Source organism: Shewanella sp. 2_MG-2023 (assembly GCF_030548905.1).
Classification (GTDB): domain Bacteria; phylum Pseudomonadota; class Gammaproteobacteria; order Enterobacterales; family Shewanellaceae; genus Shewanella; species Shewanella electrodiphila.
Map to the genome: position 1 here is coordinate 1 of NZ_JAUOSO010000016.1, position 26,114 is coordinate 26,114.

Annotated in this window: 22 protein-coding genes; 13 read left to right on the forward strand and 9 right to left on the reverse strand. The window is 43.0% G+C overall.

The window, feature by feature from the left end; genetic code table 11:
- The first annotated feature begins 326 nt into the window (after positions 1-326).
- Positions 327-578, forward strand: a complete 252-nt coding sequence (locus Q4600_RS15650; RefSeq protein ID WP_303517083.1) for a YkgJ family cysteine cluster protein — start codon at positions 327-329, stop codon at positions 576-578.
- 30 nt (positions 579-608) lie between these two features.
- Positions 609-1,064, forward strand: a complete 456-nt coding sequence (locus Q4600_RS15655) for an Rrf2 family transcriptional regulator (RefSeq protein WP_303517084.1) — start codon at positions 609-611, stop codon at positions 1,062-1,064.
- Here the strand turns inward: Q4600_RS15655 and Q4600_RS15660 are convergent.
- The 4 genes from Q4600_RS15660 to gpmM all read right to left on the reverse strand — a co-directional run bounded on the left by Q4600_RS15660 (position 1,039) and on the right by gpmM (position 5,759).
- Complete coding sequence (locus Q4600_RS15660) at positions 1,039-1,791, reverse strand: divergent polysaccharide deacetylase family protein (protein WP_303517085.1); 753 nt, start codon at positions 1,789-1,791, stop codon at positions 1,039-1,041. The genes Q4600_RS15655 and Q4600_RS15660 overlap by 26 nt on opposite strands.
- Before the next feature lie 12 nt (positions 1,792-1,803).
- Positions 1,804-3,006, reverse strand: a complete 1,203-nt coding sequence (locus tag Q4600_RS15665) for a S41 family peptidase (protein WP_303517086.1) — start codon at positions 3,004-3,006, stop codon at positions 1,804-1,806.
- A gap of 76 nt (positions 3,007-3,082) precedes the next feature.
- The gene (locus tag Q4600_RS15670) at positions 3,083-4,216 is read right to left on the reverse strand and encodes a murein hydrolase activator EnvC (protein WP_102528885.1); all 1,134 of its coding nucleotides are present in this window, start codon (positions 4,214-4,216) and stop codon (positions 3,083-3,085) included.
- 10 nt (positions 4,217-4,226) lie between these two features.
- Entirely contained in the window at positions 4,227-5,759 is a 1,533-nt protein-coding gene (gene gpmM / locus Q4600_RS15675; RefSeq protein ID WP_303517087.1) for a 2,3-bisphosphoglycerate-independent phosphoglycerate mutase, read from the reverse strand.
- 363 nt (positions 5,760-6,122) lie between these two features.
- Between gpmM and Q4600_RS15680 the strand changes: the two genes are divergently transcribed.
- The 4 genes from Q4600_RS15680 (at position 6,123) to Q4600_RS15695 (ending at position 9,587) form a co-directional block, all read left to right on the forward strand.
- Entirely contained in the window at positions 6,123-6,557 is a 435-nt protein-coding gene (locus Q4600_RS15680; RefSeq protein ID WP_229370138.1) for a rhodanese-like domain-containing protein, read from the forward strand.
- Positions 6,558-6,766: 209 nt separating this feature from the next.
- Positions 6,767-7,255 (forward strand): protein-export chaperone SecB, encoded by a 489-nt coding sequence (gene secB, locus Q4600_RS15685; RefSeq protein ID WP_102528888.1) that lies wholly within the window; start codon positions 6,767-6,769, stop codon positions 7,253-7,255.
- A gap of 5 nt (positions 7,256-7,260) precedes the next feature.
- Positions 7,261-8,277: an NAD(P)H-dependent glycerol-3-phosphate dehydrogenase gene (gene gpsA, locus Q4600_RS15690; protein WP_102528889.1), complete on the forward strand. Its 1,017-nt coding sequence runs from the start codon at positions 7,261-7,263 to the stop codon at positions 8,275-8,277.
- Between the two features lie 125 nt (positions 8,278-8,402).
- Entirely contained in the window at positions 8,403-9,587 is a 1,185-nt protein-coding gene (locus Q4600_RS15695) for an NAD(P)/FAD-dependent oxidoreductase (RefSeq protein WP_303517088.1), read from the forward strand.
- On the opposite strand, the gene Q4600_RS15700 is transcribed toward Q4600_RS15695, so the two are convergent.
- Both Q4600_RS15700 and Q4600_RS15705 read right to left on the reverse strand, forming a co-directional pair.
- Positions 9,584-10,615 carry an AraC family transcriptional regulator gene (locus Q4600_RS15700; RefSeq protein ID WP_303517089.1) on the reverse strand — a complete coding sequence of 344 codons (1,032 nt, stop codon included), beginning with the start codon at positions 10,613-10,615 and terminating at the stop codon, positions 9,584-9,586. The genes Q4600_RS15695 and Q4600_RS15700 overlap by 4 nt on opposite strands.
- Positions 10,612-11,439 carry a GGDEF domain-containing protein gene (locus Q4600_RS15705; RefSeq protein WP_157936229.1) on the reverse strand — a complete coding sequence of 276 codons (828 nt, stop codon included), beginning with the start codon at positions 11,437-11,439 and terminating at the stop codon, positions 10,612-10,614. Before Q4600_RS15705 ends, Q4600_RS15700 begins: the two co-directional genes overlap by 4 nt.
- A 455-nt stretch (positions 11,440-11,894) precedes the next feature.
- On the opposite strand from Q4600_RS15705, the gene Q4600_RS15710 reads away from it, so the two are divergent.
- From Q4600_RS15710 to Q4600_RS15730, 5 genes are all read left to right on the forward strand, one after another.
- The gene (locus Q4600_RS15710) at positions 11,895-14,633 is read left to right on the forward strand and encodes a TonB-dependent receptor (protein WP_303517090.1); all 2,739 of its coding nucleotides are present in this window, start codon (positions 11,895-11,897) and stop codon (positions 14,631-14,633) included.
- A gap of 10 nt (positions 14,634-14,643) precedes the next feature.
- Positions 14,644-16,473: a phytase gene (locus Q4600_RS15715; protein ID WP_303517091.1), complete on the forward strand. Its 1,830-nt coding sequence runs from the start codon at positions 14,644-14,646 to the stop codon at positions 16,471-16,473.
- Between the two features lie 448 nt (positions 16,474-16,921).
- Positions 16,922-17,722: a PhzF family phenazine biosynthesis protein gene (locus Q4600_RS15720; RefSeq protein WP_303517092.1), complete on the forward strand. Its 801-nt coding sequence runs from the start codon at positions 16,922-16,924 to the stop codon at positions 17,720-17,722.
- Between the two features lie 77 nt (positions 17,723-17,799).
- Positions 17,800-18,531: an SDR family oxidoreductase gene (locus Q4600_RS15725; RefSeq protein ID WP_303517093.1), complete on the forward strand. Its 732-nt coding sequence runs from the start codon at positions 17,800-17,802 to the stop codon at positions 18,529-18,531.
- A 184-nt stretch (positions 18,532-18,715) separates the two neighbouring features.
- Positions 18,716-20,335, forward strand: a complete 1,620-nt coding sequence (locus tag Q4600_RS15730; RefSeq protein WP_229370146.1) for a methyl-accepting chemotaxis protein — start codon at positions 18,716-18,718, stop codon at positions 20,333-20,335.
- An 84-nt stretch (positions 20,336-20,419) separates the two neighbouring features.
- Here Q4600_RS15730 and gltS read toward each other — a convergent pair whose 3' ends face one another.
- From gltS to Q4600_RS15745, 3 genes are all read right to left on the reverse strand, one after another.
- The gene (gene gltS, locus Q4600_RS15735; protein WP_303517094.1) at positions 20,420-21,649 is read right to left on the reverse strand and encodes a sodium/glutamate symporter; all 1,230 of its coding nucleotides are present in this window, start codon (positions 21,647-21,649) and stop codon (positions 20,420-20,422) included.
- 324 nt (positions 21,650-21,973) lie between these two features.
- Positions 21,974-22,987 (reverse strand): helix-turn-helix domain-containing protein, encoded by a 1,014-nt coding sequence (locus Q4600_RS15740; protein ID WP_102528898.1) that lies wholly within the window; start codon positions 22,985-22,987, stop codon positions 21,974-21,976.
- Positions 22,988-23,027: 40 nt separating this feature from the next.
- A complete protein-coding gene (locus Q4600_RS15745) occupies positions 23,028-24,629 on the reverse strand; it encodes a DASS family sodium-coupled anion symporter (protein WP_102528899.1) in 1,602 nt (533 codons plus the stop codon).
- 321 nt (positions 24,630-24,950) lie between these two features.
- Here Q4600_RS15745 and Q4600_RS15750 point away from each other — a divergent pair, with 321 nt between their 5' ends.
- Both Q4600_RS15750 and Q4600_RS15755 read left to right on the forward strand, forming a co-directional pair.
- Entirely contained in the window at positions 24,951-25,586 is a 636-nt protein-coding gene (locus Q4600_RS15750; protein ID WP_102527541.1) for a hypothetical protein, read from the forward strand.
- 53 nt (positions 25,587-25,639) lie between these two features.
- Entirely contained in the window at positions 25,640-26,110 is a 471-nt protein-coding gene (locus Q4600_RS15755) for a CYTH domain-containing protein (RefSeq protein ID WP_102527542.1), read from the forward strand.
- The last annotated feature ends 4 nt before the right edge of the window (positions 26,111-26,114 follow it).

Sequence of the window (26,114 nt, forward strand, 5' to 3'; positions counted from 1 at the left end):
AGTCCCGTCCGCTCCGCCAACATTACGATAAGCCCTAACAGCAATGTTAGGGCTTTTTCGTGTCTGGCGTTTATAGCTCTGTGCACTTTTGATGATGTAGGTTAATGTAATTGACCTAACTAGATTGATAGAATGCATATAAGTAGTGCGTTTAAAGTGATTAATGACGGAGTTCATAACAATCATTGTCAGATGTTTATCAGGTAAAATTGTACAGAACTCTCACTTTATAGTTAAAGATGTATTTTATGTGCTTTTTTAACAAAAGATGTTTTTATATTAGGCATTAGTAAGATATATTGCTGCTTTAACGCTTAGGTAGAATTATGGATTGTCGTCTCGGCTGCGGTGCTTGTTGCATTGCGCCCTCTATTACTAGTCCGATCCCTGGCATGCCAAAGGGTAAACCTGCTGGTGAGCGTTGTATTCAATTAAATGACAATAACTTATGTAAGCTGTTTGGCGACCCATCTAGGCCAAAGGTTTGTGCTGAGTTTACAGCCACAATTGACGTGTGCAGTACGACGAATGAACAAGCTTTATGGTTGATCACTGAACTTGAATCATCAACATCTTAAGCAGATAAATTTTAAGCCTGGAATTAACTTATGCAACTAACACGATATACAGACTATGGCATTCGTATTTTAATGTACGTCGCTGCCCAGCCACAAAGAGAAACGTTATTTCGTATTGCGGAAGTCACGACTGTCTTTGAGCTGTCATCGAATCACGTTGCAAAAATTATTCATCATCTAGGCAAGCTTGGCTATATCCAAACCATTAGAGGAAAAAGCGGTGGGTTTAAGTTGGCGCTAAAGCCTGCTGAGATAAATCTGGGTAAATTAGTGGGTGAACTTGAGCCATCATTAGCCCCAGTTAACTGTACTGAACCCTATTGCCGCTTTACGCCTGCTTGTAGCTTAAAGGGCATATTAGCTAAGGCTGTTGCTGCTTATATGGAAGTATTAAATCAGTGCACTTTAGCTGATATAGTAAAAAATTCAGACGAGTTAATGGGAACGCTGCCAGATCTGTCTATCTCAGTACTTGAGCTGAACTAGTTCCTTCGTTCTTAGCCATTGAAACTGGCAAAAGTTTTGAGGTATGGACTAAGTCGATACCTTTACCTTCCAATCTATGTAGGTTTTTATTTAAAAAGCGCACTGTTTCCGGATAAGGGTGCGCGATTACAACAATACTCCCTTCGGTTTTTGCTTTCTTAATGATTTGAGTGAATTGTTTCTCTAACGCTTGTTCACTGACATCGTTATCTAAAAAGATTTCTCTTCTGAGTAACGGCACTCCATATTGCAGGGCTTTATCGCTCGCTTTGCTGTAACGAGTGGTGACGCTATCAACAAAATACAAATCCTTTTTCTTTAAGCTTTCCATTAACCAGTTCATTGGATTATCTAACTGAGTTAATAGGCTACCCATATGGTTATTGGCACCTTTGGCGTAAGGGATATTTTCGAGAGATGCTTTAAGCTGACGCTTTAATTGCTGCTTATCCATATCATTAGTTAAACCACCGTTTCCCAATTTTTTACCATTTAATGCCTGCATTGGAATATGCAGCATAATTTCATTACCTTGATTATGCCCTTGTTGAGCCAATGTTTGACCTAAAGGGGTATGAGGTAACACTGATAAGGTGACTGTATTAGGGAGCGTCAGCACAGCCTCATCTGATTGACGATAACCTATATCGTCAATGATGATAGCGATGTTTGCGGCTTGTACGTGTCCAGTAATGAGTAGAGCTAATCCAAAAAATATTTTGCGCACAGAGTCTGCTTTTTAGTTATGAGTAGTTATCCATGCAATAGCTGAAGAAATCTGACCATCCTGTGGTTCATCATATTGCGCAGTTGTTTGCTCAATTATATCCAGATAATCAGAATTTAGAATAGCTTCGTTTGAAATTTTAATATCGGGTTCAATACCTTTACTGTGAATGTCATTGCCATCAGGCGTGCTGTACTTTGCAATGGTTAGCTTTATCGCATTACCCATCTCTAACATGGGTATTAGGCTTTGTACTGTACCTTTACCAAAGCTTGTTTCGCCTACAAGTGTTGCTCGTTCGTTTTCTTGCAGTGCTGCTGCCAGCACTTCTGATGCTGAGGCTGAGCCTTTATTGATTAATACCACCATTGGGATATCTTCGAAAATAGTCGGTTGAGATGCGTAATAAACTTCATTGGCATCAAAAAAACGCCCTTCAGTTGAGACTATTAACCCTTTTTTCAAGAACAGATCCGCAATACTAATTGCTTGACCCAATAAGCCACCCGGATTGTTCCTAACATCCAAAATAAGTCCGCTTAATGATTCATTTTGCCAAAGTTTAGCTTGTTTGATAATGGCGCTAGTCGCGTCGTGTTGAAACGAATTTAACTGTATATAACCGATATTACCTTTAATAACTTTAGCGTTGATAGACTCTATATGAATAAGCTCTGGATCTAATGAAAGCTTGAATGGCGAGTCAGTTTCACGTTCAATGGTTAAATTAATTGTCTGTTTATTATTACTATTTTGTTTGATATCCATCAGCACGTCAGTCAAGTTGCTGCTATCAATAATGGTATCGTTTAGCTGTAGCACTTTATCGCCAGGCTGTAAGTTTGCTCTTGCTGCAGGTGAATTGGGGTAAGGAGTAATGATAGTGATTTGATCGTCGTCGGTTGCCACTTCAAAACCATAGCCGAAATACTGCCCACTATTACTATCGTTAATGCTTTGGTAGTCTTCAGAATCCAAAAAGCCGGAATATGGGTCAAGGTTTGTAAAAATGCCATCGATGGCGAATTCGATTAAATCTTCTCGATCAACATCGTTGAAATAGTAGGTGTGAATTGTGTCGATAACATCTAATAGCAGCGTGTAACTGTATTCAGATTCATATTTATAGTGTTGCTCTGAACTTGATAAGCTCATTGATAAAGCAACTGAAATACCCAATAGAAAACATAATAAATAGCGTGCAAATTGCATCATAATCGCCCCTTAATACCGTTAAGGTATATTCAGGGCGTCGGTTATTTCAGCGAATTAGGCTTTTCTAGCCTGATGATTATCGACAATATTTCGCTGGGTTAACGGCTTGCCCTTTGTGTCGTATTTCAAAGTATAGGCCAGATTCTGTTTGTCCGCCTGAACTCCCGACAAGGGCAATTGATTCACCTTTCTGCACCGTTTCACCCGGTTGGATTAATAACGCCTGTGCGTGACCATAAAGGCTCATATAACCTTCACCATGGTCAACGACCATCACCATACCAAACCCGCGTAACCAATCGGCGTAAATTACAGTGCCTGGTGCAACGGCTGTGATGTTACGTCCTTCAGGGGCGGCTATTACCACTCCTTTCCAACGGATTTGACCTGAACGACGACTACCAAACTTTGAGGCTAAGTGGCCTTTTGTTGGCCAATTTAATTGTCCACGTTTTTTAGCTAAGCCATCCATTTGAGGGTTGTCTTTAGCGGCAAGTAACGCTTGCTCAATGAGGCGCTTCAAGCTGGCCTCTTCTATTTGCATTTGTTCCAGTTCCGCACCTTTACTAGTAAGGGTGCGCTGGATCTGCGCTAAAGTTTGCTGACGTTGGCTTTGTTCTTTATTGAGTTGCTCAGCTTGTTGCTTTTGCTCAATGATTAATGCATTCAGCTTTTGCTGTTCTTCAACTTGTTGAGTCTTAACGGTATCTAATTGCTCTATGGTGCTCTTTAGATTTGTAATAGCGGCAATTCTGGCGTTATTTAGGTATTGATAATAAGCCAGCATTCTTTCAACTGTTGCGGGATTTTGCTGGTTCAGCATCATTTTTGAGTAGTCATGATTACCGGCTAAATAGGCACTTGAAAGTTGTTTAGATAAGGTTTTTTGTTGTGTTGTACGGCGTTTATCTAGTTGAATTTTTTCTACATCTAACTCACTGAGTTTGCTATTAACTTGGCTGAGAGACGCTTGGGTTAAATTTACTTTTTGTGCAGCACTAGAAATAGCTTGCTCATCTCGTTTGAGTAACGAAATGAGCTTTTCTCGTTGGCGGCTGCTGTCTTTCAAAGAGCTTTGTTGTTGGTTAATCTGTGCTTGAATAGCTTTAAGCTCAGACTGACGCTTGTTCAGATCGGCACTTTGAACTGATGATGAAAGTATCAGAAAGCCAGCAAGTATGCTGGCTTTAAACAATAGTCGTTTTTTCACGAGTGGCTATTTACTCTTTGAGTTTAATGATTGAGTGGCCTGTCATTTCTGATGGCACTTCTTGTTCCATCAAGGTTAACATAGTTGGCGCTATATCGCTCAATCGGCCGCCCTCTTCGATAGTGGCATCACGACCAACATAAATGAATGGGACTAGTTCACTGGTATGGGCGGTATGTGCTTGACCTGTTTCTTCATTGGTCATTTGCTCAGCATTACCATGATCGGCGGTAATTAAACATTCGCCGCCCACTTTCTGTAACGCTTCAACCACACGGCCAATACATGCATCTACAGCTTCACATGCTTTTACTGCGGCATCGAAGTTTCCTGTGTGACCAACCATATCACCGTTAGGGTAATTACAAATGATCACGTCATAGTCTGTTGACTCAATTGCAGCAACCAGCTTATCGGTTAACTCTGTTGAGTTCATTTCAGGTTGAAGATCATAAGTTGCTACATCTGGAGATTTAATCAGTTCGCGGCTTTCACCTTCAAATGGTTGCTCTTTACCGCCATTAAAAAAGAAGGTTACGTGAGCATATTTTTCAGTTTCTGAAATGCGTAACTGAGTTTTACCTTGGTTTTGTAAAGTCTCACCTAAGGTATTCACCAAATCTGTTGATGGGAATGCCACAGGGACTTTAATGTCGTTGGCATAGTTTGTTAGCATCACAAAATTGACGTCAGGCGTCGCTTTACGCTCAAAGCCATCGAAGTCAGCATTTACAAAACTGCGAGTAATTTGGCGTGCACGGTCAGCGCGGAAGTTCATGAAAATAAGCGCATCACCGTCAGATAAATGAGCAGCTTCGCCAATAGTGGTTGCAGCAACAAATTCATCATTTTCATCACGGGCGTATGCTGCTTCTAATGCTTCAACGGCATTAGAGTAGTTAAATTCAGCTTCACCTTGAGTGATGAGGTTATAGGTTTTTTGTACGCGATCCCAGCGGTTATCACGATCCATTGCGTAGTAACGACCAATCAATGAAGCGATTTTACCGTGTCCTAAACTGCTAAATAATTCATCAAAATGCGCCAATGAATTTTTTGCACTGCGAGGTGGTGTATCTCGGCCATCTAGGAAAGCGTGTAAGTACACTTTAGTTGCGCCACGTTCAACAGCCATACGACACATAGCTTCAATGTGATCTTCATGACTATGGACACCACCTGGAGACATCAGCCCCATGATGTGCACTGCGCCATTATTGCTAATTGCTTTGTCGATAGATTCACATAAAGCAGCGTTTTGAGTGAATTCATTATCTGCAATCGACTTAGTAATACGTGTCAGTTCTTGATAGACAATACGGCCAGAACCAATATTGATATGACCCACTTCAGAGTTACCCATCTGACCATCAGGTAAACCTACATCTAAACCTGAGCCTGAAATTAAACTGTGTGGATAAGTAGCATTCAATTTATCTAAAACGGGAGTGTTAGCGTGAAAAATAGCATTTTGATGCGTATTTTCGCGGTAACCCCAACCATCTAAGATAAGGAGTGCCAATGGACGCTTTTGAGTCGCCATGGAAATACCTCTATTTGAAAGTTAAAAGTTGATGAGAAAGTTAAAATTTTAATGGTATCGATATTACTACTTATGCAGGCGCTGAAAAAGTAATTTACTTACAGCTTTGCTCTAAGAGAGGTTATTTCAATAGCCATGGCGTAGTCTGAGTGGCTGGGAGGCTTGATGAATTATTTGCAATAAAAGCATAATTACTGCGGATTTGACCTTTGCTTGTTAACTAAATGCAATCTTTCTTAGGTAAAGTGGCACTAATAAATCATTGGAGTCGAGTAATAGGCTTGAACTTGCTGCATTATAAAGACGCAATCGGTATACTCTGTGGCTTATTAATTTTAGCCATTTTTAAAGTAGGCAGAGAAGATGCAAGAATATATTGAATTTTTTCAAGCAAACCCAGTATTGAGTATTGCGTGGGTTGGTTTGTTCATTGCGGTAGTCGTGACTACGATTAAAGCTGCAACCTCTAAAGTCGTTAATATCAATACGCAACAATTGACCATGCTAATGAACAAACAAGACGGTAAAGTCATTGATGTTCGTTCTCAAGAAGAGTTTCGTAAAGGCCACATCGTAGATGCGTTAAATGTGCCTTTGTCTGAAATTAAAAATAATAAAGCGACAAGCCTTGAAAAGTATAAAAGCAGTCCCATTATTACTGTATGTAATGCTGGTATGACTTCTGCGCAAGCAGCTCAACTTCTTGTTACGCAAGGCTTTGAAAATGTCAGTAACCTAAAAGGCGGTATGGGTGACTGGACTGCGGCTAACTTACCGACTGTTAAAGGTAAGAAGTAAAAGGTAACCAGCTACTCGCTGATGACAATATTAGCGAGTAGAACAAGATCCTACTTGTATAAAGGGCTTACAGGCGTTTTGTTAACTAGTTAGATCAACTTTAATCGGGATGGACTAAAATATGGCATCAGCTGCATTTTAGTAATAAAAGCCCAAATCTAAAATTAGCTTCATAGAAGAGCTAAAACACAATTTGAAGGTAGAAAATCATGGCTGAAGTAGCTAACAACGAAGAACAAGCACCACAATTCAACATTCAACGCGTATTCACTAAAGACGTTTCATTTGAAACGCCAAACAGCCCAGCTGTTTTCCAAAAAGAATGGAACCCAGAAGTTAAGCTAGACCTTGACACTCGTAGCAACAAACTTTCTGATGACGTGTATGAAGTGATTCTTTCTTTAACTGTTACAGCTCAAAACGGTGAAGAAACTGCATTCTTATGTGAAGTTCAACAAGCTGGTATTTTCTCTATCACTGGTTTAACTGAACAACAACTTGCTCATTCATTAGGTGCTTACTGCCCTAACGTACTATTCCCATACGCACGTGAAACTGTAGGCAACTTAGTTGCTCGTGGTACTTTCCCACAGCTTAACCTTGCACCTGTTAACTTTGATGCGTTATTTGCACAGTACGTTCAACAACGTCAGCAAGACGCTGCTGCAGCTCCTGCTGCTGAAGAAGCAAACGCTTAATCAATATGGATAATACTACCGAAATTACGGTATTAGGAGCAGGGTCTTACGGCACTGCTCTTGCCATTTCCCTCGCAAGCAGCGGTCATAAGACCTTGCTATGGGGCCATGAGCCTGAGCACATGGAAACCCTAGCCAAAGAACGCGCTAATAATGCATTTCTGCCAGGAATTACCTTTCCTGACACACTTGAATTAGAAACCGACTTAGGCAAAGCACTTGCTGCGAGTAAAAATGTTTTGGTTGTAGTACCAAGCCATGTATTTGGTTTAGTACTGAAACAGGCCAAACCTTTACTACGAGATGATGCGCGCATTGTCTGGGCCACTAAAGGATTAGAGCCTGAAACAGGTCGATTACTGCAAGATGTTGCTCGTGAGCAACTTGGTGAGAAATTTCCATTAGCAGTATTATCAGGACCAACGTTTGCCAAAGAACTTGCTGCCGGTATGCCGACAGCTATTTCGGTAGCGGGTACATGTACCGACTTTACTCATGATTTGGTAGAGTTATTACATAGCCCGAAACGTTTACGTGTTTACGCAAATGATGACTTTACTGGCTTACAATTGGGTGGCGCTGTTAAAAACGTTATCGCAATTGGCGCGGGTATGTCAGATGGCATTGGCTTTGGCGCTAATGCTCGTACTGCATTGATCACCCGTGGTTTAGTTGAACTAACACGTTTAGGCGTCGCATTAAATGCGGATGCTAATACCTTTATGGGTATGGCTGGCCTAGGTGATTTAGTGCTGACTTGTACAGATAATCAATCACGGAATCGTCGATTTGGCTTGGCACTAGGTAAAGGCAGCGATGTCGATACCGCCCAAGAAGAAATTGGCCAAGTGGTTGAAGGTTATCGCAATACCAAAGAGGTTTACACTTTAGCTAAACGTCTTGGTGTTGAAATGCCAATCACTGAGCAAATCTATCAAGTGCTTTATAAAGGTAAAGCCCCTGTAGATGCAGCCAAAGAGCTACTAGGACGCGAACAGAAGTCTGAAACACTCTCAAGCTAGTGCAAGTGTGAATACAACGAAAAGGGTGCTAATATAGCGCCCTTTTTTGTGGCTGATGAAAAATCCGCCACTAAAATATGCTAATCGATTGCCGTAAGGCGCTTAACGAATAAGAGAGTAAACCTGTGAAACATCACGACGTAATTATTATTGGCGCAGGCGCAGCAGGATTAATGTGTGCATCAACTGCAGGCTATCGAGGTCGTGATGTACTGGTGTTAGATAACGCCAAACAGGCAGGTAAAAAAATTCTTATCAGCGGTGGTGGTCGTTGTAACTTTACCAACCAAAAAGTAGAGCCGCATAACTTCTTATGTGGCAACAGCCATTTTGTTAAGTCTGCACTAGCCCGCTATCGTTCACAGGATTTTATCGAGTTAGTTGAACGTCATGGTATTAACTACCATGAACGTGACCACGGGCAGTTATTCTGTGACGATTCAGCCAAAGAGATCGTCACCATGTTGATGACTGAATGTGATTGGGCGGGCGCTACAGTACAGCTGCGCACTGAGATCATGAGTGTGGCGAAAAATGCCCAAGGACAGTTTGAAGTGCAAACCTCCAATGGTGAATTTAGCTGTGATTCATTAGTGATTGCTACAGGCGGCTTATCCATGCCAAAACTTGGCGCATCACCTTACGGTTACAAACTTGCAGAACAATTTGGACTCAAGGTGTTACCTACCACAGCTGGCTTAGTGCCATTTACATGGCATAGTGAACAAAAAGCGCGTTTTGAGCCGCTGTCAGGCATTGCAGTGCCGTCAACCATAACCGCTGAAGATGGTACCCAATTTAGTGAAGCACTATTGTTTACTCATCGTGGTTTATCTGGCCCAGCTATTTTGCAGATCTCAAATTACTGGCAAGCAGGCCAAGCAATTAGTATTAACTTATTGCCCAATGAAAGTGCCAAAGAAAAAATTGAAACTGCGCTGGCTAATCATCCTAAACAAAGCTTAAGAAATACGGTTAGTCAGTGGCTACCAAAGCGTCTTGTTGAAACGTTGTTTGATGCAACTCATCTGGATAAAGCCTTAAATCAATTAGGGCACGGTGAACGAGACCAAATTGCTAAAGACTTAAATGAGTGGTCAATCGTGATGAATGGCACCGAAGGTTACCGCACTGCAGAAGTAACGCTTGGTGGTGTTGATACCAACGAGTTGTCATCTAAAACCATGGAAGCGAAAAGTGTCACGGGCTTATACTTTATCGGTGAAGTGATGGACGTCAGTGGCTGGCTCGGCGGGTTCAACTTCCAGTGGGCATGGTCATCAGGGGTGGCTGCAGGGCAATCGATCTAATTTGATAACCAATATCTAAACTGGCTAGGTAATTGTCCTGTCCAGCGCTTAAATGAGCGGCGAAAATTATTACTGTCGGCAAATTTTAATTGTTTGGCGATATGGAGGTTACTGTCGCCGTTAATCACAATCAGATAGATAGCGTGTTGTAGCTTGGCTTCATCTTGCAGTTGCTGAAAGCTAATACTAAATGCCTTTAGCCGTCGCTTTAGTGTCGCAGGGCTGAGACACAGCTGCTGTGCGACATCGGGCAAACTCAAATTGGCGTGGATTTGTCTTAGCAGAAGAGCGCGGATGGTTGCTGGCAAACCAATACGATGATCAGCATTTAAATATTGCCGCCTCAGCTGTCGTTGTGCTTGTAAAAAACCTTGCGAATTATGTAATTCAAAAGCTTGCTTGAGTGTAGATTGGTTGACGCTGACGACACAGATAGGTTGGTTGAATTTCAATTCGTCACCAAGGTATTTGTAGTATTGGTCAATATTGCTTGGGGCTGAATAGGGGAGTGAGAACTGACCTTGCCAGCGGCAGCGACTTAAACGTTTATAACTGGATACTAAGCTCGATAAACTTAATTCTATGAAAAAGCGTTGCAGCTGTGGCATACCTAAGTCTTGCTGGAGCAGCAGATGCTGCTGTTCGGCGGTTTGCCAGCGTGAGATCTGTAGCCAAGGCTGAACAAGCCAATGGTAGCGTTGCCAAAATCGCTGCGCTTGATCTAAGTCTTCACTACAGAGTAAACCTTGGCTTAGTTGACCACTTTGGGCTGGTAACCACTGCTGACCCAAAATAAAAGCAAGGTCGTCAGTAGGCCAAGATTTAATTGCATTACTCACCAGTTTAGCCAATTGCAGCGGACTAATTTTGTGTTCAGCCTGGCAAAAGTCTTGTTCGAAAATGGCGCTGCCCGCCAACAGGGAGGCCGTGGATAAGCCCCGCAGCCGGAACAGTGCTACCAAATTGGCGACGAGTAGCTGGCTATCAATGCATTTATCATCAGCATAGGCAATTGCCGTTAATTTCATCCGGCTTTAGGCCATCGTTGTGCTTGCTTTACTTGCTCTAGGTTTTGGTTTACCTGCTCAATAAGTTGCTCAGCGTTGAGTGAAGGTTGAGCGTTATTGTTGGCGGTAAAGCATATCGCTTGGCTTGCTTGGCAGCCCAGTGGTGTGATGGCGTTTACCAGCTCTTGGGCCATGGCTTCTGCAAAGACTTGGCTGCATTGGCTTAGCATAATAACAAATCGATCGCCGGCGTATCGGCACACTAAATCCTGTGAACGAAGCTGACTAGCTAACATTTGTGCGACGTTAGTCAGCAGTTGGTCGCCTTGGGTAAAACCTCGTTGATGGTTGATTTGGGTAAAATTATCCAGATCAATCATGATCAATGCGATAGCGTGGGGTTGAGCTAAATGTTGCTCGAGTTGGTGGCGCATGGCTCTGGCATCGCACAGCTGGGTTAGGTGATCAACCAGCTGGTGTTGGCGATAAAATTGCTCGCGGGTTCGCAGCTGCTCGTTGATGGTGGTTTGCTCTTCTCGCCATAGCCATAAACCAAAGGTCAAGGTGACTAAGCCAATAGGTGTCGGCAGCTTTTCCATTAAATTGAACCAGCTCGGCAAGCTGTCGTTAATAAAGAACTCATCGAGTAAATCCATATAGCAGCCAAGGCTATACCCCAATAAGCCAATCAGTAATAGCTGGGTGACACGACCGCCAGGTCGGGCAGATAACACCAGCACTAGCCAACTTAAGCCTAGTAATAATAGCGCGCCTTCGGTGGTGATATCGAGCCAGTCAATATCGGCACTAGGTTTGAGTTGCGCTTGGAGTAGACACAGGCTCAATAATGTAGCGCAGCTTAGGAGTATCGAAGTGGCAAATCTATAGCTAGGGATCATGGTTTATAAGTGATTAATTATAGTGATAGTTACGTTACCGCGCTTATATGACGCTTTTGTGATGGTTTAAGTCAATTTAGGGGAGGCAAACTAGCTCATTCAACGAGTCAGTTTTGCTTAAAAAGTTTCAACTTATTTTGAGCTGGTATAAACATGAAACTAGTTCATGGGCTTTTTTTCTTTTAAAACCAGCACATTATTTGGATTTTATAGAGTAAATAACACACTGCTTCTAATATCAATTAACCAAGTTTAGCCCAGTCATTTTAGCTCAAAGCCTTCGGTTACATAGCTATTTAGGCCTATTTGGGTCTAGGAGAAATACCTGCGTCACATCATTGTCATATCCTTCATCTAGCTTTGCCGCCCATCAGAGCTAACAACCAATAGGATGTAAAATCATGACGTTAAAGAGTTCGCTTTCCCCTCTTTATATCGCCTTGCTTGCTTCAAGCTTGTGCATGCCATCAGCTGCTTGGGCAGGGCGTATCGAAGGTGCAGTTAAAGACAGTCACACGCAATTGCCACTGCAAGGTGCCTTAGTGAGTATTGAAGAGCTAAATCTAAAACTAGAATCCAATCGTGATGGGCGGTTTTTCTTCCCCAAAATTGCTGCGGGCGAATATACCTTAGTGGCCAGTTATCTAGGTGGGCTGACTCATCGAGAACGCATTAAGGTAACGCAAGACGGTATTAGCAATAGCCAGATCCAGTTGCAGGGCCAAGGGTTAGAACATATTCAAGTGGTAGGTCAGCGCGGCGCGTTGAGCAAATCATTAAATCGTCAGCGAGCGGCTGATAACTTAGTGAGTGTGCTCAGTGCAGATGCATTAGGCAATTTTCCAGACACAAACATCAGTGAAGCACTGCAACGGGTACCGGGGTTATCGATAGAGCGCGACCAAGGTGAAGGCCGATTTGTGCGTATTCGCGGGATGGCGCCAGATTATAATGCAGTATCAATGAACGGCACTAGACTGCCTTCGCCAGATAGCGATCGCCGCGCCGTGGCACTCGATGTGCTACCGGCTGATCTGTTGCAATCGGTAGAAGTGTCTAAGACATTAACCCCTGACATGGATGCTGACTCGTTAGGTGGCGCCATTGAGGTTAAAAGCTTATCTGCATTCGATCGTGATGATACTTACTTCAATATCAGTGCCGAAGGCTCCTATGATGAACTGACCGAGAACACCAACCCCAAATTAGCTGCCAGTTATAGCGATATTTTTGATGACCGTCTGGGCGTCGCTATCGCTGCAAGTTGGTATAACCGTGATTTTGGTTCTGACAATGTTGAAACGGGCGGTAAATGGGCGTTTGATGAACCGGTATTACTTGAGGAAATGGAGCCGCGTGACTATCAAATTAACCGTGAGCGCATTGGTGTGGGAGTTAACTTTGACTACCGCCCTAATGACAATAACGATGTGTATTTACGCACGCTTTATAGTCAGTTTGATGACACTGAAACCCGCAATGGTAATGAAATCGCTTGGGAAGATGGCGTGGCAATGGGTGAAAGTGGTGATGTAGAAGCCACTCGTTCGCTTAAATCACGAAGCGAAGATCAAGCGATAGGCTCTTTGGTACTCGGCGGCCAGTCTCGATTTGATAAATGGACGCTGGATTATCAAACCAGTTGGAGCAGAGCGACTGCAGATAAACCAAGACACATAGGCGGCGCCGATTTTAAAGGTGAGTTCACTGATGTGGCCGTCGATGATACTCACATACCCAAAGTGACTGCAACTGAGTCATTTTACAGTGCAGATCAATATGAATTAGATAAAGTGGAAATTGCCGACTCAAGTGCAGTGGATACCATGGTCTCAGCGAATTTCGACCTGAGCAAAACGTGGTTGATTAACGATTTGCCTGTAGAAGTTAAATTTGGCGGAAAATACACCGCCCGCAGTAAAGAGAATCGTGAAGACATCTGGATTTATGAGGACTTTTCCGATCAAGGCATCGCTGATGACCAATTACTGATGAGCGCTTATGCCGGTCCAGAGCCAGATTACAATTTAGGCCGTTTCGGTCCATCCATTAATGCAGCCCCCGTATGGGCCTTGGTCAATGGTATGGATGCCGACAGTGCTAAAGACGAGATTGAATCGACCATTAACGACTTTGATATTGATGAAGATATCAGTGCCGCCTACCTGATGGGGCATGTCGACATTGATCAATTACGCGTGCTAGCAGGGGGGCGTTTTGAGCATACCGATATGCACACCAAAGGCTCTGGTTTTGATGAAAGCCAAGATGCGTTTTTTGCCAGCGAAACCGATAGAGACTATCAACACTGGTTGCCAGGGCTGCATCTCAATTATAAGTACAGCGATAATACTGTCGTGCGCGCCTCGTGGAGCAATACTATTGTGCGTCCGACCTTTGGTCAGCTAGCGCCGGGTTATCTCATTGAAGTCGACGATGATGAGCTAGAAGCCAGCTTTGGTAATCCAGATCTTGAAGCCCTAGAGTCAATGAACTGGGACTTGAGCATTGAGCATTACATGGGCGGCCTCGGCGTTTTATCGGCCAGCGGTTTTTACAAAGACATAAACAATTTTATCTATGAAGCAGATTTAGGCGGTTATGGTCCTTATCAAGACTTCGATAAAGCCAATACCTTCACTAATGGTGATGAGGCTAATATCACTGGGGTTGAGCTAACCTATGTGCAAGATTTTAGTTTTATGCCAGAAGATTGGCGTGGCCTTATCTTTACCACCAATGTCACCGCTAGCGATTCGTCTGCCACGATCTCTTGGCAAGATGATGGTAAGCAAAGCCGTGATATCCCACTGCCGAGTCAATCAGAACTCACGGCAAATGCCTCATTTGGATATGAAAATAGTTATGTTAGTTTGCGTTTATCAGCAGCTTATAAATCAGAGTACTTGATTGAAGTCTCAGAGCTTGATGATGCTGATTTTGACATCTATCAAGATTCCCACACCCAATGGGATTTTGTTGCCAAAGGTTATATCACTGAAAACGTCACGGTTTACTTTAAAGGGATCAACTTAACAGATGAGCCTTATTACGCTTATACCGGTCAATCACGCTACAACGCCCAATATGAAGAGTACGGTCGTACTTTCCAATTAGGCATTCAGTACATCAATATGTAGGGATTGATTCATGAATCTAACAATAAAAAATATTAAAAATAGTTACTTATGGCTTGCTATCGGCGGTCTGTGTGTCAGCGGCATTGTTGTTGCAGTAACGGCGACGAGCGATAAGTTGACGCTTGTTGGGCCCGCCGCGGGCAGTCAGGCGGCCAAATGGCGCGACAACTGGCTGTTTGCCAGTGAACAGCAGGGGCTCGTGTTGGCAGATGGCGAGCTGAAAAACATTGTACCCGGTCAGTTTGAACACCTTGATATCTGGGGCGATATTGCACTGACTTACGATATGCAAGTAGACCAAGTACAGGGAATTAAACTTGATGTCGATAATATGCAGCGCTTGCCATTACTGCCCAAGCGACAAATTCAGGTCGATTGGCTGTGTTTGCAGCCCCGCACCGCCGACAATAACTTGTACGCCTGGATAGGTAATGAAGAAGGCCAAGCGGAGCAATGGCTGCTAATGAGTGAACAGCAGTGGCAGCCACAATTGTTGCGTAGCTTATCGGTGGTGATGGGCGCACTGACGTGTACCGTAGATGCTGAGCAGTTATATGTAGTGGAAAACCTGCAGGGTGTATGGCAATACCCAGCAGCGCCGAATAGCCCAGCAGAAGGACAGCTAGTGCTGCACCATAGTGATAATGACTACATCGATATTGGTCAATTTGCTGGACAAATACTACTGAGTGACAATAGCGGGCAAGTGTTTGACATTAAGGGTGATAGCTTGTTTAGCGCCAATTCGGGCATCGATGACATAGAAAGCTTTGCTGTTGATGGTCAGCAGATCACTTATCTCGTTGATAGTGATAAAAGCTATTACCAAAGCGAGTGGCCGTTTCAGCCTCTGACATCAGCGCCGGACGAGCTTATCGTCGAGATCCCGACACAAGTGGAAAGTGCCATTGCCGACCGTGCTGGCGACACTATGGATGACCCTGCTATTTGGGTACACCCTACTGAGCCGAGTCTCAGTCGCATATTGGGCACTAATAAACGCTGGGGCTTACTGAGCTTTGATATGCAGGGCAATCAGGTACAACAATTAGCAGCCGGCCGAGTGAACAATGTCGATATTCGTCAGCGGGTTAAGTTAGGTGGCGAGTATCGGGATATTGCTGTGGCAAGTAACCGTGACCGCAATAGTTTGAGTATTTTTTCGATTGACGGCCAAGGCCAGCTGACTCAACTGCTGGAGCAAGCGACCAGTCTTAGCGACATCTACGGATTGTGTCTGTACCAACCCACCGAAGATAGCCTTTACGCCTTTGCCAATGACAAGTCAGGACTGATTAGTCAACTGGCGTTAACATGGGACAACGACCACCTTAAAGCCACAGAGGTGCAGCGTTTTACTGTACCTAGCCAACCGGAAGGTTGTGTGGCCGATGATCGCTCTCAGCGATTGTTTGTCGGTGAGGAAAATGTCGGCATTTGGCTGTTTGACCTCAGTGGCAGTCAGCCACAAGGGAACATGATCATTACTGCTGGTGGTCCTTTGGTGGCCGACATTGAAGGGTTAGATCTTTATCAGCACCCCAATGGTGATGCTTATTTAGTGGTGTCGAGCCAAGGTAATGACAGTTATCTGCTGTACGATGCTCAGCCGCCATTTGCTTATGTCAGCCGCTTTCGGATTGGGGTTAATGGCTCAAAAGGTCATGATGGTAGCGCCGAAACCGATGGCTTAGCGGTAACGTCGAGTGCGGTAGGTACTGGGGTATGGTCTGACGGTATGTTGGTGGTGCAAGATGGCCGCAACAGACTGCCTGACGAACATCAAAACTTTAAATGGGTGCCTTGGCAGATAGTGCAACAGAAGTTGAATTTGCCTTAACCATATAGCACTGCTAACCAACGGAGGCGTTGGTTGGGTTGGTTGCCTGCGAATTGGTGATAGCCGTGCTCTGAAGTAAGCTGATTGTGGCAACGCAATCAGCTTTATTGTCAGCATGGCAATCAACAATATTTTATAGCCTGCGGCTGGTTTTTTGGTGTCGTGCAACGAGTTAAGCGCTCGACTCGCTCTTTACTCGTAGCTCTTATCTAGCGAAACATAGGCTGAAGGGTATCTATACGGTCTATAATTTCATCCGATGTCCTTTATAATCTATGCCTGAATACCCATAAATTAATGGCTGTTTTAGCGCGTTGGACATGAAAATGTTTTATAACCTTCCTATAGCCATGGCAGGCTAAATTCGTTTAAATTGATTGCTATTGAATGAGCTGCAGCGAGCGTTTGCTCATTAAATTAGAGCGGCTAAAGGAATGGGAGCAAACTCATGGAATTAGAGATATATGTGGTGGATGCATTCACCGATACAAACTTCAAGGGCAATTCTGCCGCTGTTATTCCTATCAATGACTGGCTTGATGATGAGTTAATGCAAAATATTGCTGCTGAAAATAACTTATCTGAAACCGCTTTTATTAAAGCAATTGGTATTAACCAATATGAGATCCGCTGGTTCTCACCCCTCACTGAAATAGATTTTTGTGGCCATGCAACTTTGGCAGCATCATTTGTGTTGTTTAACCATTTAGGTTGTGATGGTGAGCTTGAGTTTTTGACCACAAAGGTCGGCAAGCTTCAGGTTACTCAATTAACTGACATGCGTATTCAAATGAGCTTTCCTAATCTCGCTCCTTCACCAATTGAAGTGGTACCAGAAGACTTATATGAGGGCTTATCCATTAAACCGCAAAGCGTCCTAAAAAGCGAGCAAGCCTACTTTGCTGTTATGGCGTCAGCTGATGAAGTCAAAGACATACAATATCAGTCGGAAACGCTCAAACGGCTTGCACCTTTTGATGTGGTCGTAACAGCAAAAGCCGATGATGACAGTCAACATGACTTTATCTCTCGCTATTTCTGGCCTGCAAATGGCGGTGACGAAGATCCGGTTACAGGATCTATTCATGCGGGGTTAGCACCTTATTGGTCTAGCATATTAAATAAAACCGCACTTGTTGCTCAGCAGGCCTCAATGAGAAGCGGGGTTTTATATTGTCAGATAGACAATGACCGTGTGTTGGTTTCAGGCTATGGCGCTTTGTATCTGTTAGGGACGATTTATGTTTAAGTCGATAACGCTTAGCTTAAGCGTGCCAAGGTGTCTTAATCTAATCAAGACTCGTGACATCATACGGAAGTGAATTTATGGAAAAAGTAGCCTTAGTAACAGGTTCAAGTAGAGGAATTGGTGCTGCGACGGCAAAGTTACTCGCACGCCAAGGGTATGCTGTGTGTGTTAATTATCGAAGTCAGAAAAATGCAGCGGATGATGTTGTAGCAGCAATTAAGGCTGAAGGTGGTAAAGCCATTGCGATACAAGCAGATGTGTCCGTAGAAACAGAAGTGATACAACTCTTTTTATCAATTGAGCAAGCTTTAGGGCAAGTGACACATTTGGTTAATAACGTTGGCATCTTATATCAACAATCAAACTTAGTCGATATGAGTCTTGAGCGATTCAATAGCGTTCTCATCGCTAATGTCTCTAGTTGTTTTTTGTGTTGTCGTGAAGCCCTAAAAGTGATGCAGCAAGGCTGCGCAATCGTCAATGTATCTTCTGCGGCATCTCGCCTAGGTGCGCCATTTGAGTATATTGATTATGCTGCCTCAAAAGGTGCGATAGATTCATTAACTAAGGGCTTATCATTGGAAGTTGCAGGCAATGGCATACGGGTTAATGCTGTTCGTCCTGGGCTAATCGATACCAGTATTCATGCTGATGGCGGAGAGCCAGAACGTGCACAACGATTGGGGGCAACCACCCCGTTACAGCGCTGCGGCACAGCTGAAGAGGTGGCGAATGCTATTTCGTGGTTATTATCGGATGAGGCTAGCTATGTCACAGGCTCATTTGTTGACATCGCTGGTGGTAAGTAGCCATCAAAAGCTGTCGTGAGTAACGTTAAGCATTAACGACCATTTTATTCTGTTATAAATACCAATGACAGCGATGTCATAAATTGCTTGCATCTTGTACTACTTATTACTTATGTTATGAAAATGCTGTTTTTAATATTGCGCTTGAATTAACCATAACAATAAGAATAAACAAGGATGCTGCATGCGTTTGAAAAGTAAAATCGTTGTATTTTCGTCGGTCATTTTTTGTGCTTTTATCAGTATTGCGCTTTGGGGGTTACATGCGCTTTCTGATGCCAGTGAGCGCGACAACATTGCCCGAATAAATCAACTGATGAAAAGCACGGTTAACATAGTTGAGCAATTTGAACAGTTAGCAAGTACAGGCTCCTTGTCAGAAGAGCAAGCCAAAAAGTTTGCTAGCCAACTACTTCGAGAAAACAAATATCATGACTCAGAGTATGTCTATGTCGTTGACGAAAAACTAGATTTTGTTGCTGCACCACATGATCCCCAACTACATGGAACAAGCTTTAATGATTTCCGTGATGCATCAGGCCACAGTATCGGCGAAATGGTTGAGCAATTAGTGGGACAAAAAACAGCAACCATTATTACGTATCATTGGGAGTCACAGCGTGATGGCGATATCGTCGACATGACTTCAGTGGTGCAAAAAACACCAGGATGGCATTGGTATATAGGTACAGGCATTAGCTACGCAGAAGCGGATAGTCGTTATTGGGCGGTGGCCAAATGGTTATTAACTTTTTCGCTGACGATAGCCATTATTATCACCTTATTATTAATACGATTTGGGCTGAACTTACAAGGCTCGTTAGGGGCTGAAATTGAAGATGTGCGTCGTTTTGTTATGCGGGTATCACGTGGTGACTTAAAACAAGAAAACAGCTTTGTTAGTACTAACGATAACAGTGTTGTGGGGGCAATGAACTATATGCAAGTGGGGCTTCAGGGAGTGGTTAGTGCAATCGGTGAAGTGACAAATATACTTAACTCACAAACCCACGATTCGGAGCAACGCTCTGCAGAGTTGGATGATTTAACCAATGCACTTAGCGAAGAAGCGCAAATCGTCGCGTCATCAATTACTCAACTTACAGCAAGTTCAGCCAGCGTAGCAGAACTTGCCAAACAAGCAGCCGATTCAGTTACAGCTGCTGAAAAGCAAGGCTTACAAGCTCATCAGTTAACCCAATCCTCAGCAGAGACAATCTCCTTACTTGAAAACCAAATTGACAGCGCAGGGCAGAATATCCAAATTTTGGATGATGAAGTGAATAACATCGCTAGTGTGCTATCAGTGATCCAAGGCATTGCTGAGCAAACCAACTTACTTGCACTGAATGCAGCCATTGAAGCGGCTAGGGCAGGCGATCAAGGTCGTGGCTTTGCAGTAGTGGCAGATGAGGTGAGGCAGTTAGCGCAGCGTACTCAAACAAGCACGGAGCAAATTCAACTCACTATTGTTAAACTGCAAAGCGCAACACAAGACGCCAAGTTATCCGTATCGCAAAGTGTGTCGACGAGTGCGGATACCGTGGCTAAGTCTCAAGATGTCGCCTTAGCATTAAGCCATATTGCGCAGTCGTTATCGGCCATTTCGTCAATGAGTCATCAAATATCTCAAGCTGCCGTTGAGCAATTAACTGCGGGGGAAGATGCTGCAACACGCATTGCTACTATTGCCGATACTGCGCGAAATACCTCTGCTGTCTCTGTCCAAGTACACGCAGGGACAGATCAAACCCAAAAATTAATCCAGACACTTGAATCTGAAATTACTAAGTTTTCTGTATAGGCTGCATTTGTTTATGGCAATTAAAAAGGCAAGCAACTGCTTCCCTTTTTAATGAGTGATTGATTTCAGTAAGTCGCTAGCAGATTACTGTATTAGACCAATAAAGTAAGGGATGATTAACGCATTGGCTAAGTCGATAAAGAAGGCGCAAACCAACGGCACAATGATGAAGGCTTGAGCAGAGTATCCATAGCGCATTGAGACTGCTGACATGTTAGCCATCGCTGTTGGTGTTGAGCCCAGTGAGATACCACCAAAGCCTGAACAAATCACAGAGGCATCATAATTCTTGCCCATTGCAGGAAACACGATGAATAAGTTGACCACAATAGCCACAATAAATTGCATCCCAAGAATGGCAAAGATAGGTCCAGCTAAATCCACTAATGTCCATAATTGCATGCTCATTAATGACATCGCTAAGAACGTTCCTAGTGACATATCTGCAATGAGATCAATCGCTGCAGTACGGCTAGGCCAAGCGGTGCCAGTAATACGTGGGTAGCTTTTAGGGATTAAATTGCTTATTACAATACCAGCGAATAGGCAAGTCACGAACAAGGGTAAGTCTAGCCCTAAACTGCTGACCACTTCATTTAACAGAAACCCTAAAATCACACAGATATGAATCGCTAATAGGGCGTCTAAGAAATCAAACGAAGTCATTTTGACAGCTGTTTCGGTTTCTTTACCTTGCGTATTTGCAGCTTCTAAATCAACTGAAGGTTTTAATTGATGTTTATTGATCAAGTATTTGGCAATGGGCCCGCCCATTAAGCTGGCAAGAATTAACCCGAATGTGGCACTAGCAATACCAATTTCCATGGCGCTGGATAAACCAAATTGTTCTTGGATTTTGGGTGCCCAGGCAATGGCGGTACCATGGCCGCCAATCAATGACACGCTGCCACCGAGTAAACCGACAATCGGTTCTTGACCAAACAAGGTTGCTACACCTATACCGGTAAGGTTTTGCAAAATCATGTAACCAATAGTGACAATGAGCAAAATGACTAAAGGCTTACCACCTTTGAGTAAATCGCCTAAGCTGGCATTAATACCGATAGTGGTAAAAAAGTACACCAGTAAGACATCTCTGGCCATTAGATCAAAGTTGATTTCAATGCTGGTGGCTGCATAAATAAGGGTGAATAAAATAGAAAAGATGATCCCGCCAGAAACGGGCTCAGGAATACTAAATTCTTTTAAAAAGCCCACAACCTGATTTAAACGTCTACCAATAAACAGCACGATAATCCCTACCGTGACAGTAAAGAAAGAGTTTAACTGCACAATGCCGTCAGCAAATTCCATAATACTTCCTTGTTAACTTTAAGAATACTGTGTGATTAATCGCAATAGTTTGACATACATACTCAAACCATTGATAGCAGCAATCACCACTAAGCCCTAAAAACAGCGTTGTGAGATTAAGACTGTGTTTTGTGTTACTGATTTTAGGTTACAACTGCGAGGAGGCTTTATCGCTAAACACATTGGATATCTCATAAAATGATCATCTTGAAGTGATAGCAGAACTTTGCCTGAAGAGGTTACATAAAAAACCACCGAAATAGGGTGGTTTTGGGAGTCAGCTTTGATAGCAGTATATAGTTAGCTGTGCATTTAGTTAGGTGATCACTTAGTTAAGTGTTTGCTTAATTGCAGCACTTCAACGGCGGTTTTACCTAAGGTATAGCGGCCAGCAATGGCATATTGATGATTATAGCGGTCTAACCATTTTTGTAATTGTTGGTTGAGTTCTTCAATAGTCGTAATGCGATGATTCTTTAAAAATGGCGCATAAAATTCATCGTAGGTTAGCTGTTGAAAACGAGCAGCTAAGCCGTTAACCACAGGGCCATTATAGGCACGCATTTGAATGTGGTTGATATCAGCGTGGTCGAGTAAATCTTTAAATGGCGCACTTTGTTTACCAGAGAATTCAGCCCCTCTATCGGTCAGTAGGCTGTTAATTTTGATCTGTTGCTGCATGTACCATGGCTGAACCGTAGATTGCAAAAAGTTCGCTGCAGTACTTGAGTCTTTATTATCACTGATAATCGCAATGGCATACTGACTATAAGCATCAATGAAAGTGTGCTGATAGAGCTGACCCATAGGATCAACATTGCCAATACTAAAGGTATCTTGCACACAAACATCACCTGGGTATTTACAATCTAACGCTGATTCATTTTGCTCGAGTTTATAAAGCTGCTCCATATCATGCTGGCTTTTAAAGCTAAGCTGGTTTTGCTGACGTAAACGGCTATTAAGCGCCACTAGGCGATTTTTCTTGGTTTCAAGATTGTGCCTCACCCAAATGGTACGCACACCGCTGGCGGAAATAGTACAACCACGGGCAGTCAGAAGTTCCGCAGCTTTCGCTTGACCATAATTAGGGTAATCGAGTGCGATTTCGATGACTTGGTCTTCAACTTCTTGTGATACACGGTTTTTAAGCGCAGGTTTCTTGCGTGAAAGGTTTTTAAGCCCGCGTTCACCTGCTTCTTCATATTGCTTTTTAAAGCGGTAATAGCTGTCACGGCTATAACCCATAATGTCGCAGGCTTTACTGATGCTACCCAGTTCAGTTGCTAACTGAAGCAGAGCGAGTTTACTGCGAATTTCATTTTTATTTGAATTCATATCTGCTTATTATCGTTAAGTTATTACCACAAAATCCATCTTACCAAAAAACACCGTTAGGGGCATATCCTAACCACTTAAACCAAGTCTCACCCATTAAAATACTGGTAGCCCAACCAATCATCAACATGGTAAAACCAAACTTAAAGCTGTCACTTAAGCTGTATTGATCGGTTGAGTAAAGCAGCAAAGCTGGCTTACTGTTAAATGGCAGCACATAAACGTGCTCGATTAACAGCGCCACAGGTAGAGCTAAGCTCATAATTGGAAAATCAAAACGTTGAGCAATACCAATGGCAATGGGCACAAATAGCATAGTGCGCATGGTTTTAGATTGGAATACCAGTGAGCTTAATAGCATCGCGCCTGTCAGCATAATATAGAACACGCTAAATGGTGTTGATTCATCTAAGCCAAAGTATTCAAGGCTAAAGTTAACCGCAAGGTTAGGTAAGTCAGTTTGCTTAAAGCCTGCACCTAGAGTGTATGCACCTGCAGAGAACAGTAATAAATGCCAAGGCACATCGACTTGGTTCCAGTTCACAACCCCAATACGCGGGCTTAATGCGACAATCGCCCCAATGAATGCAATCGCAGTTGCACTGACGCCGTGGTATTTGTCGGTGGCCCAAAAAACTAAAATAGTCACAAAAATCACGATAGATTTAATCTCACGGAACGAGACTTTACCCATTTTATCTAATTCTTGTTGTAAGCGTTCCATCCCTCCTTCGATTTGTGGCAGGCGCTCTTCAGGTGACAGTGGGAAAAAGACCTTCGTTGCCAGTAACCAGCCAATCACAATCATGCAGATGACAATTGGCATGGCGACTATCATCCAGTCGGCAAAGAAGAAACTGCCGCCAATAGCACCAGCTATCAGACTTGCAGCTAATAGGTTAGCACCTGAGCCTGTGACAAACGCACCAGCACATAAGTTAATCTGTAATAGGTTTTGCAGGACTAAATTTCGGCCGAAGTTGTTTTTATTTTCTCCGCCTCTTGCGCCATAGACCGCAGCAATCACCATAAAAATAGGCATCAAAATCGCAGCCTTTGCTGTGGTCGCAGAAATAAAGGCAGACAAGGCTAAGTTAATCACCATAAAACTGTAAAAAATCGGTGTCGCACTGGTACCAAAACGGCAGATAAACCATAAGGCAAAGCGTTTTGCAGCACCCGAAGACACCAACATGGAAGCTAGGATGAAAGATAGAATGTTTAACCACATAATTGGATGCCCAAGCTGGGCGTAGGCTTGGCGTTCAGGCAGTACACCGGTCAGAACTAAGGCAATAATGACCATTAATGAGGTGAGATAATTGGGGATTGGTTCAGTAATCCATAAAATAACCGCAGTGCAGAAAATGGCTAACATCGCCTGCCCATGCCAGCTAAATTCTGTCAGGCCGACATTGTGAAAATGTTCTGCAGCTGACTTGCTTAACATTGATGAGTCAAAATCTGTCAAAAAAGAGGCTGGGTTGCCCGTCAGTAAAAAGATAAATGCCGCCAACGCTATCCATATACCACTTTTAGCTAACCATAACTCGAAGTTAGTTTTTGATCTGACAGGTAGCCGTTCCATTTTGTATTGGTTCATATCAAGTGGATCAATCTTATCCGTTATCTCTTTGCTCATCTTGTTGTGACCTTAAGCTATATTCCATTTGCAATAACCATAACCGTTAAAGCCGTAATAAAAATGGATCAAGATCAATAAATTATCTTAATAGTTTTTAATTAATATTTTTACTAACTATCGGTGTGGTTTTTTGCTTATGGTATTTAGTTGTTTTTAAAGGTTTTTTGCTTGGGTTGTAATTGCTTATATTTTTATTGTGTACGATTAGGTTGAGACTAAAATTAATAAAACATGATCTAGATCTGTTTTTTTTACTCAACACAGGAGTACTGTAAATGGGTACTTAATAACAAACGAAATAAATTTAAAGGAAACAGTATGTCTGAATTAACAATTGGTGAAATTTCTAAACCACGCTTTGAGTTCCGTACTTTTGGGCAAGACTTTACTGAAGCCGCAGAGCGTATGGCGCGCCTATCTGTTCCGGTTCCTGAAAAGGTATGGCGTCGTGAAAGTGACGAAATTTATATTATGTCTCGCACTAATGATTTGAATAACACTAAGATTCGCGATGGCAAAATGGACGTTAAAAGTTACGTACAAACCGTAGATGGTTTAGAGCAGTGGGATCCAAAATTAAAAGCGGAATTTCCGATCAGTAAAGTTCAGTTAGAACAAGAAATCTTCCCTGCTTTCATGGTGGAGCAACCTGCATTAGCCAAAGACAGCTATAGCTTCGAAGAATTTATCGCTATCATCGACGCCCATCCTGATTTACAAGCCGTTAAAATTCATAAAGAACGTTTTGGTTATATGGTCAATAACACCATCTGTGAAGTGGCAAATGTGTTAGTCAATGGCGCAAGACTTGTCAGCGTAAACAGTGAATCAACAGAATTAGATGACATTCACACCACAGTTAAAGACTTACGCTTAGCGGGTGTTGAAAACATTAATTACCTTCAAGCGATTAAGCGCGTTATCGGTATGAAGAACCTACCGCTAGCTAATTAAGCTTGCATGAGCATTACATCATCATACTTTTTTATAAATAGGGCATAGCTATCATGGCACAAGAAATTGAACGCAAGTATTTAGTATCAAGTGAAGAATTTAAAGCACAAGCGGGTAAGTCGGTTCGTATTATCCAAGGTTACTTAAGTAGCGTGCCTGAGCGCACAGTGCGAGTGCGTGTAAAAGGTGACAAAGGGTTTTTAACGATTAAAGGTATTGGTAATGAGTCAGGTGCGTCGCGTTATGAATGGGAAAAAGAGATCTCTGTTGAAGAGGCGCAAGAACTACTGAAAATCTGCGAACCAGGTGTTATCGATAAAACCCGATACCTCGTTGATCATCAAGGACACATCTTTGAAGTCGACGAGTTCTACGGCAGTAACCAAGGATTGACCGTTGCTGAAGTCGAATTAACTGACGAAGCACAAACGGTCAATAAGCCAAGCTGGTTAGCAGAAGAAGTGACGGGTGATGCACGTTATTACAACTCTATGCTAATGAAGCAACCATTTACGCAATGGTAGGCTG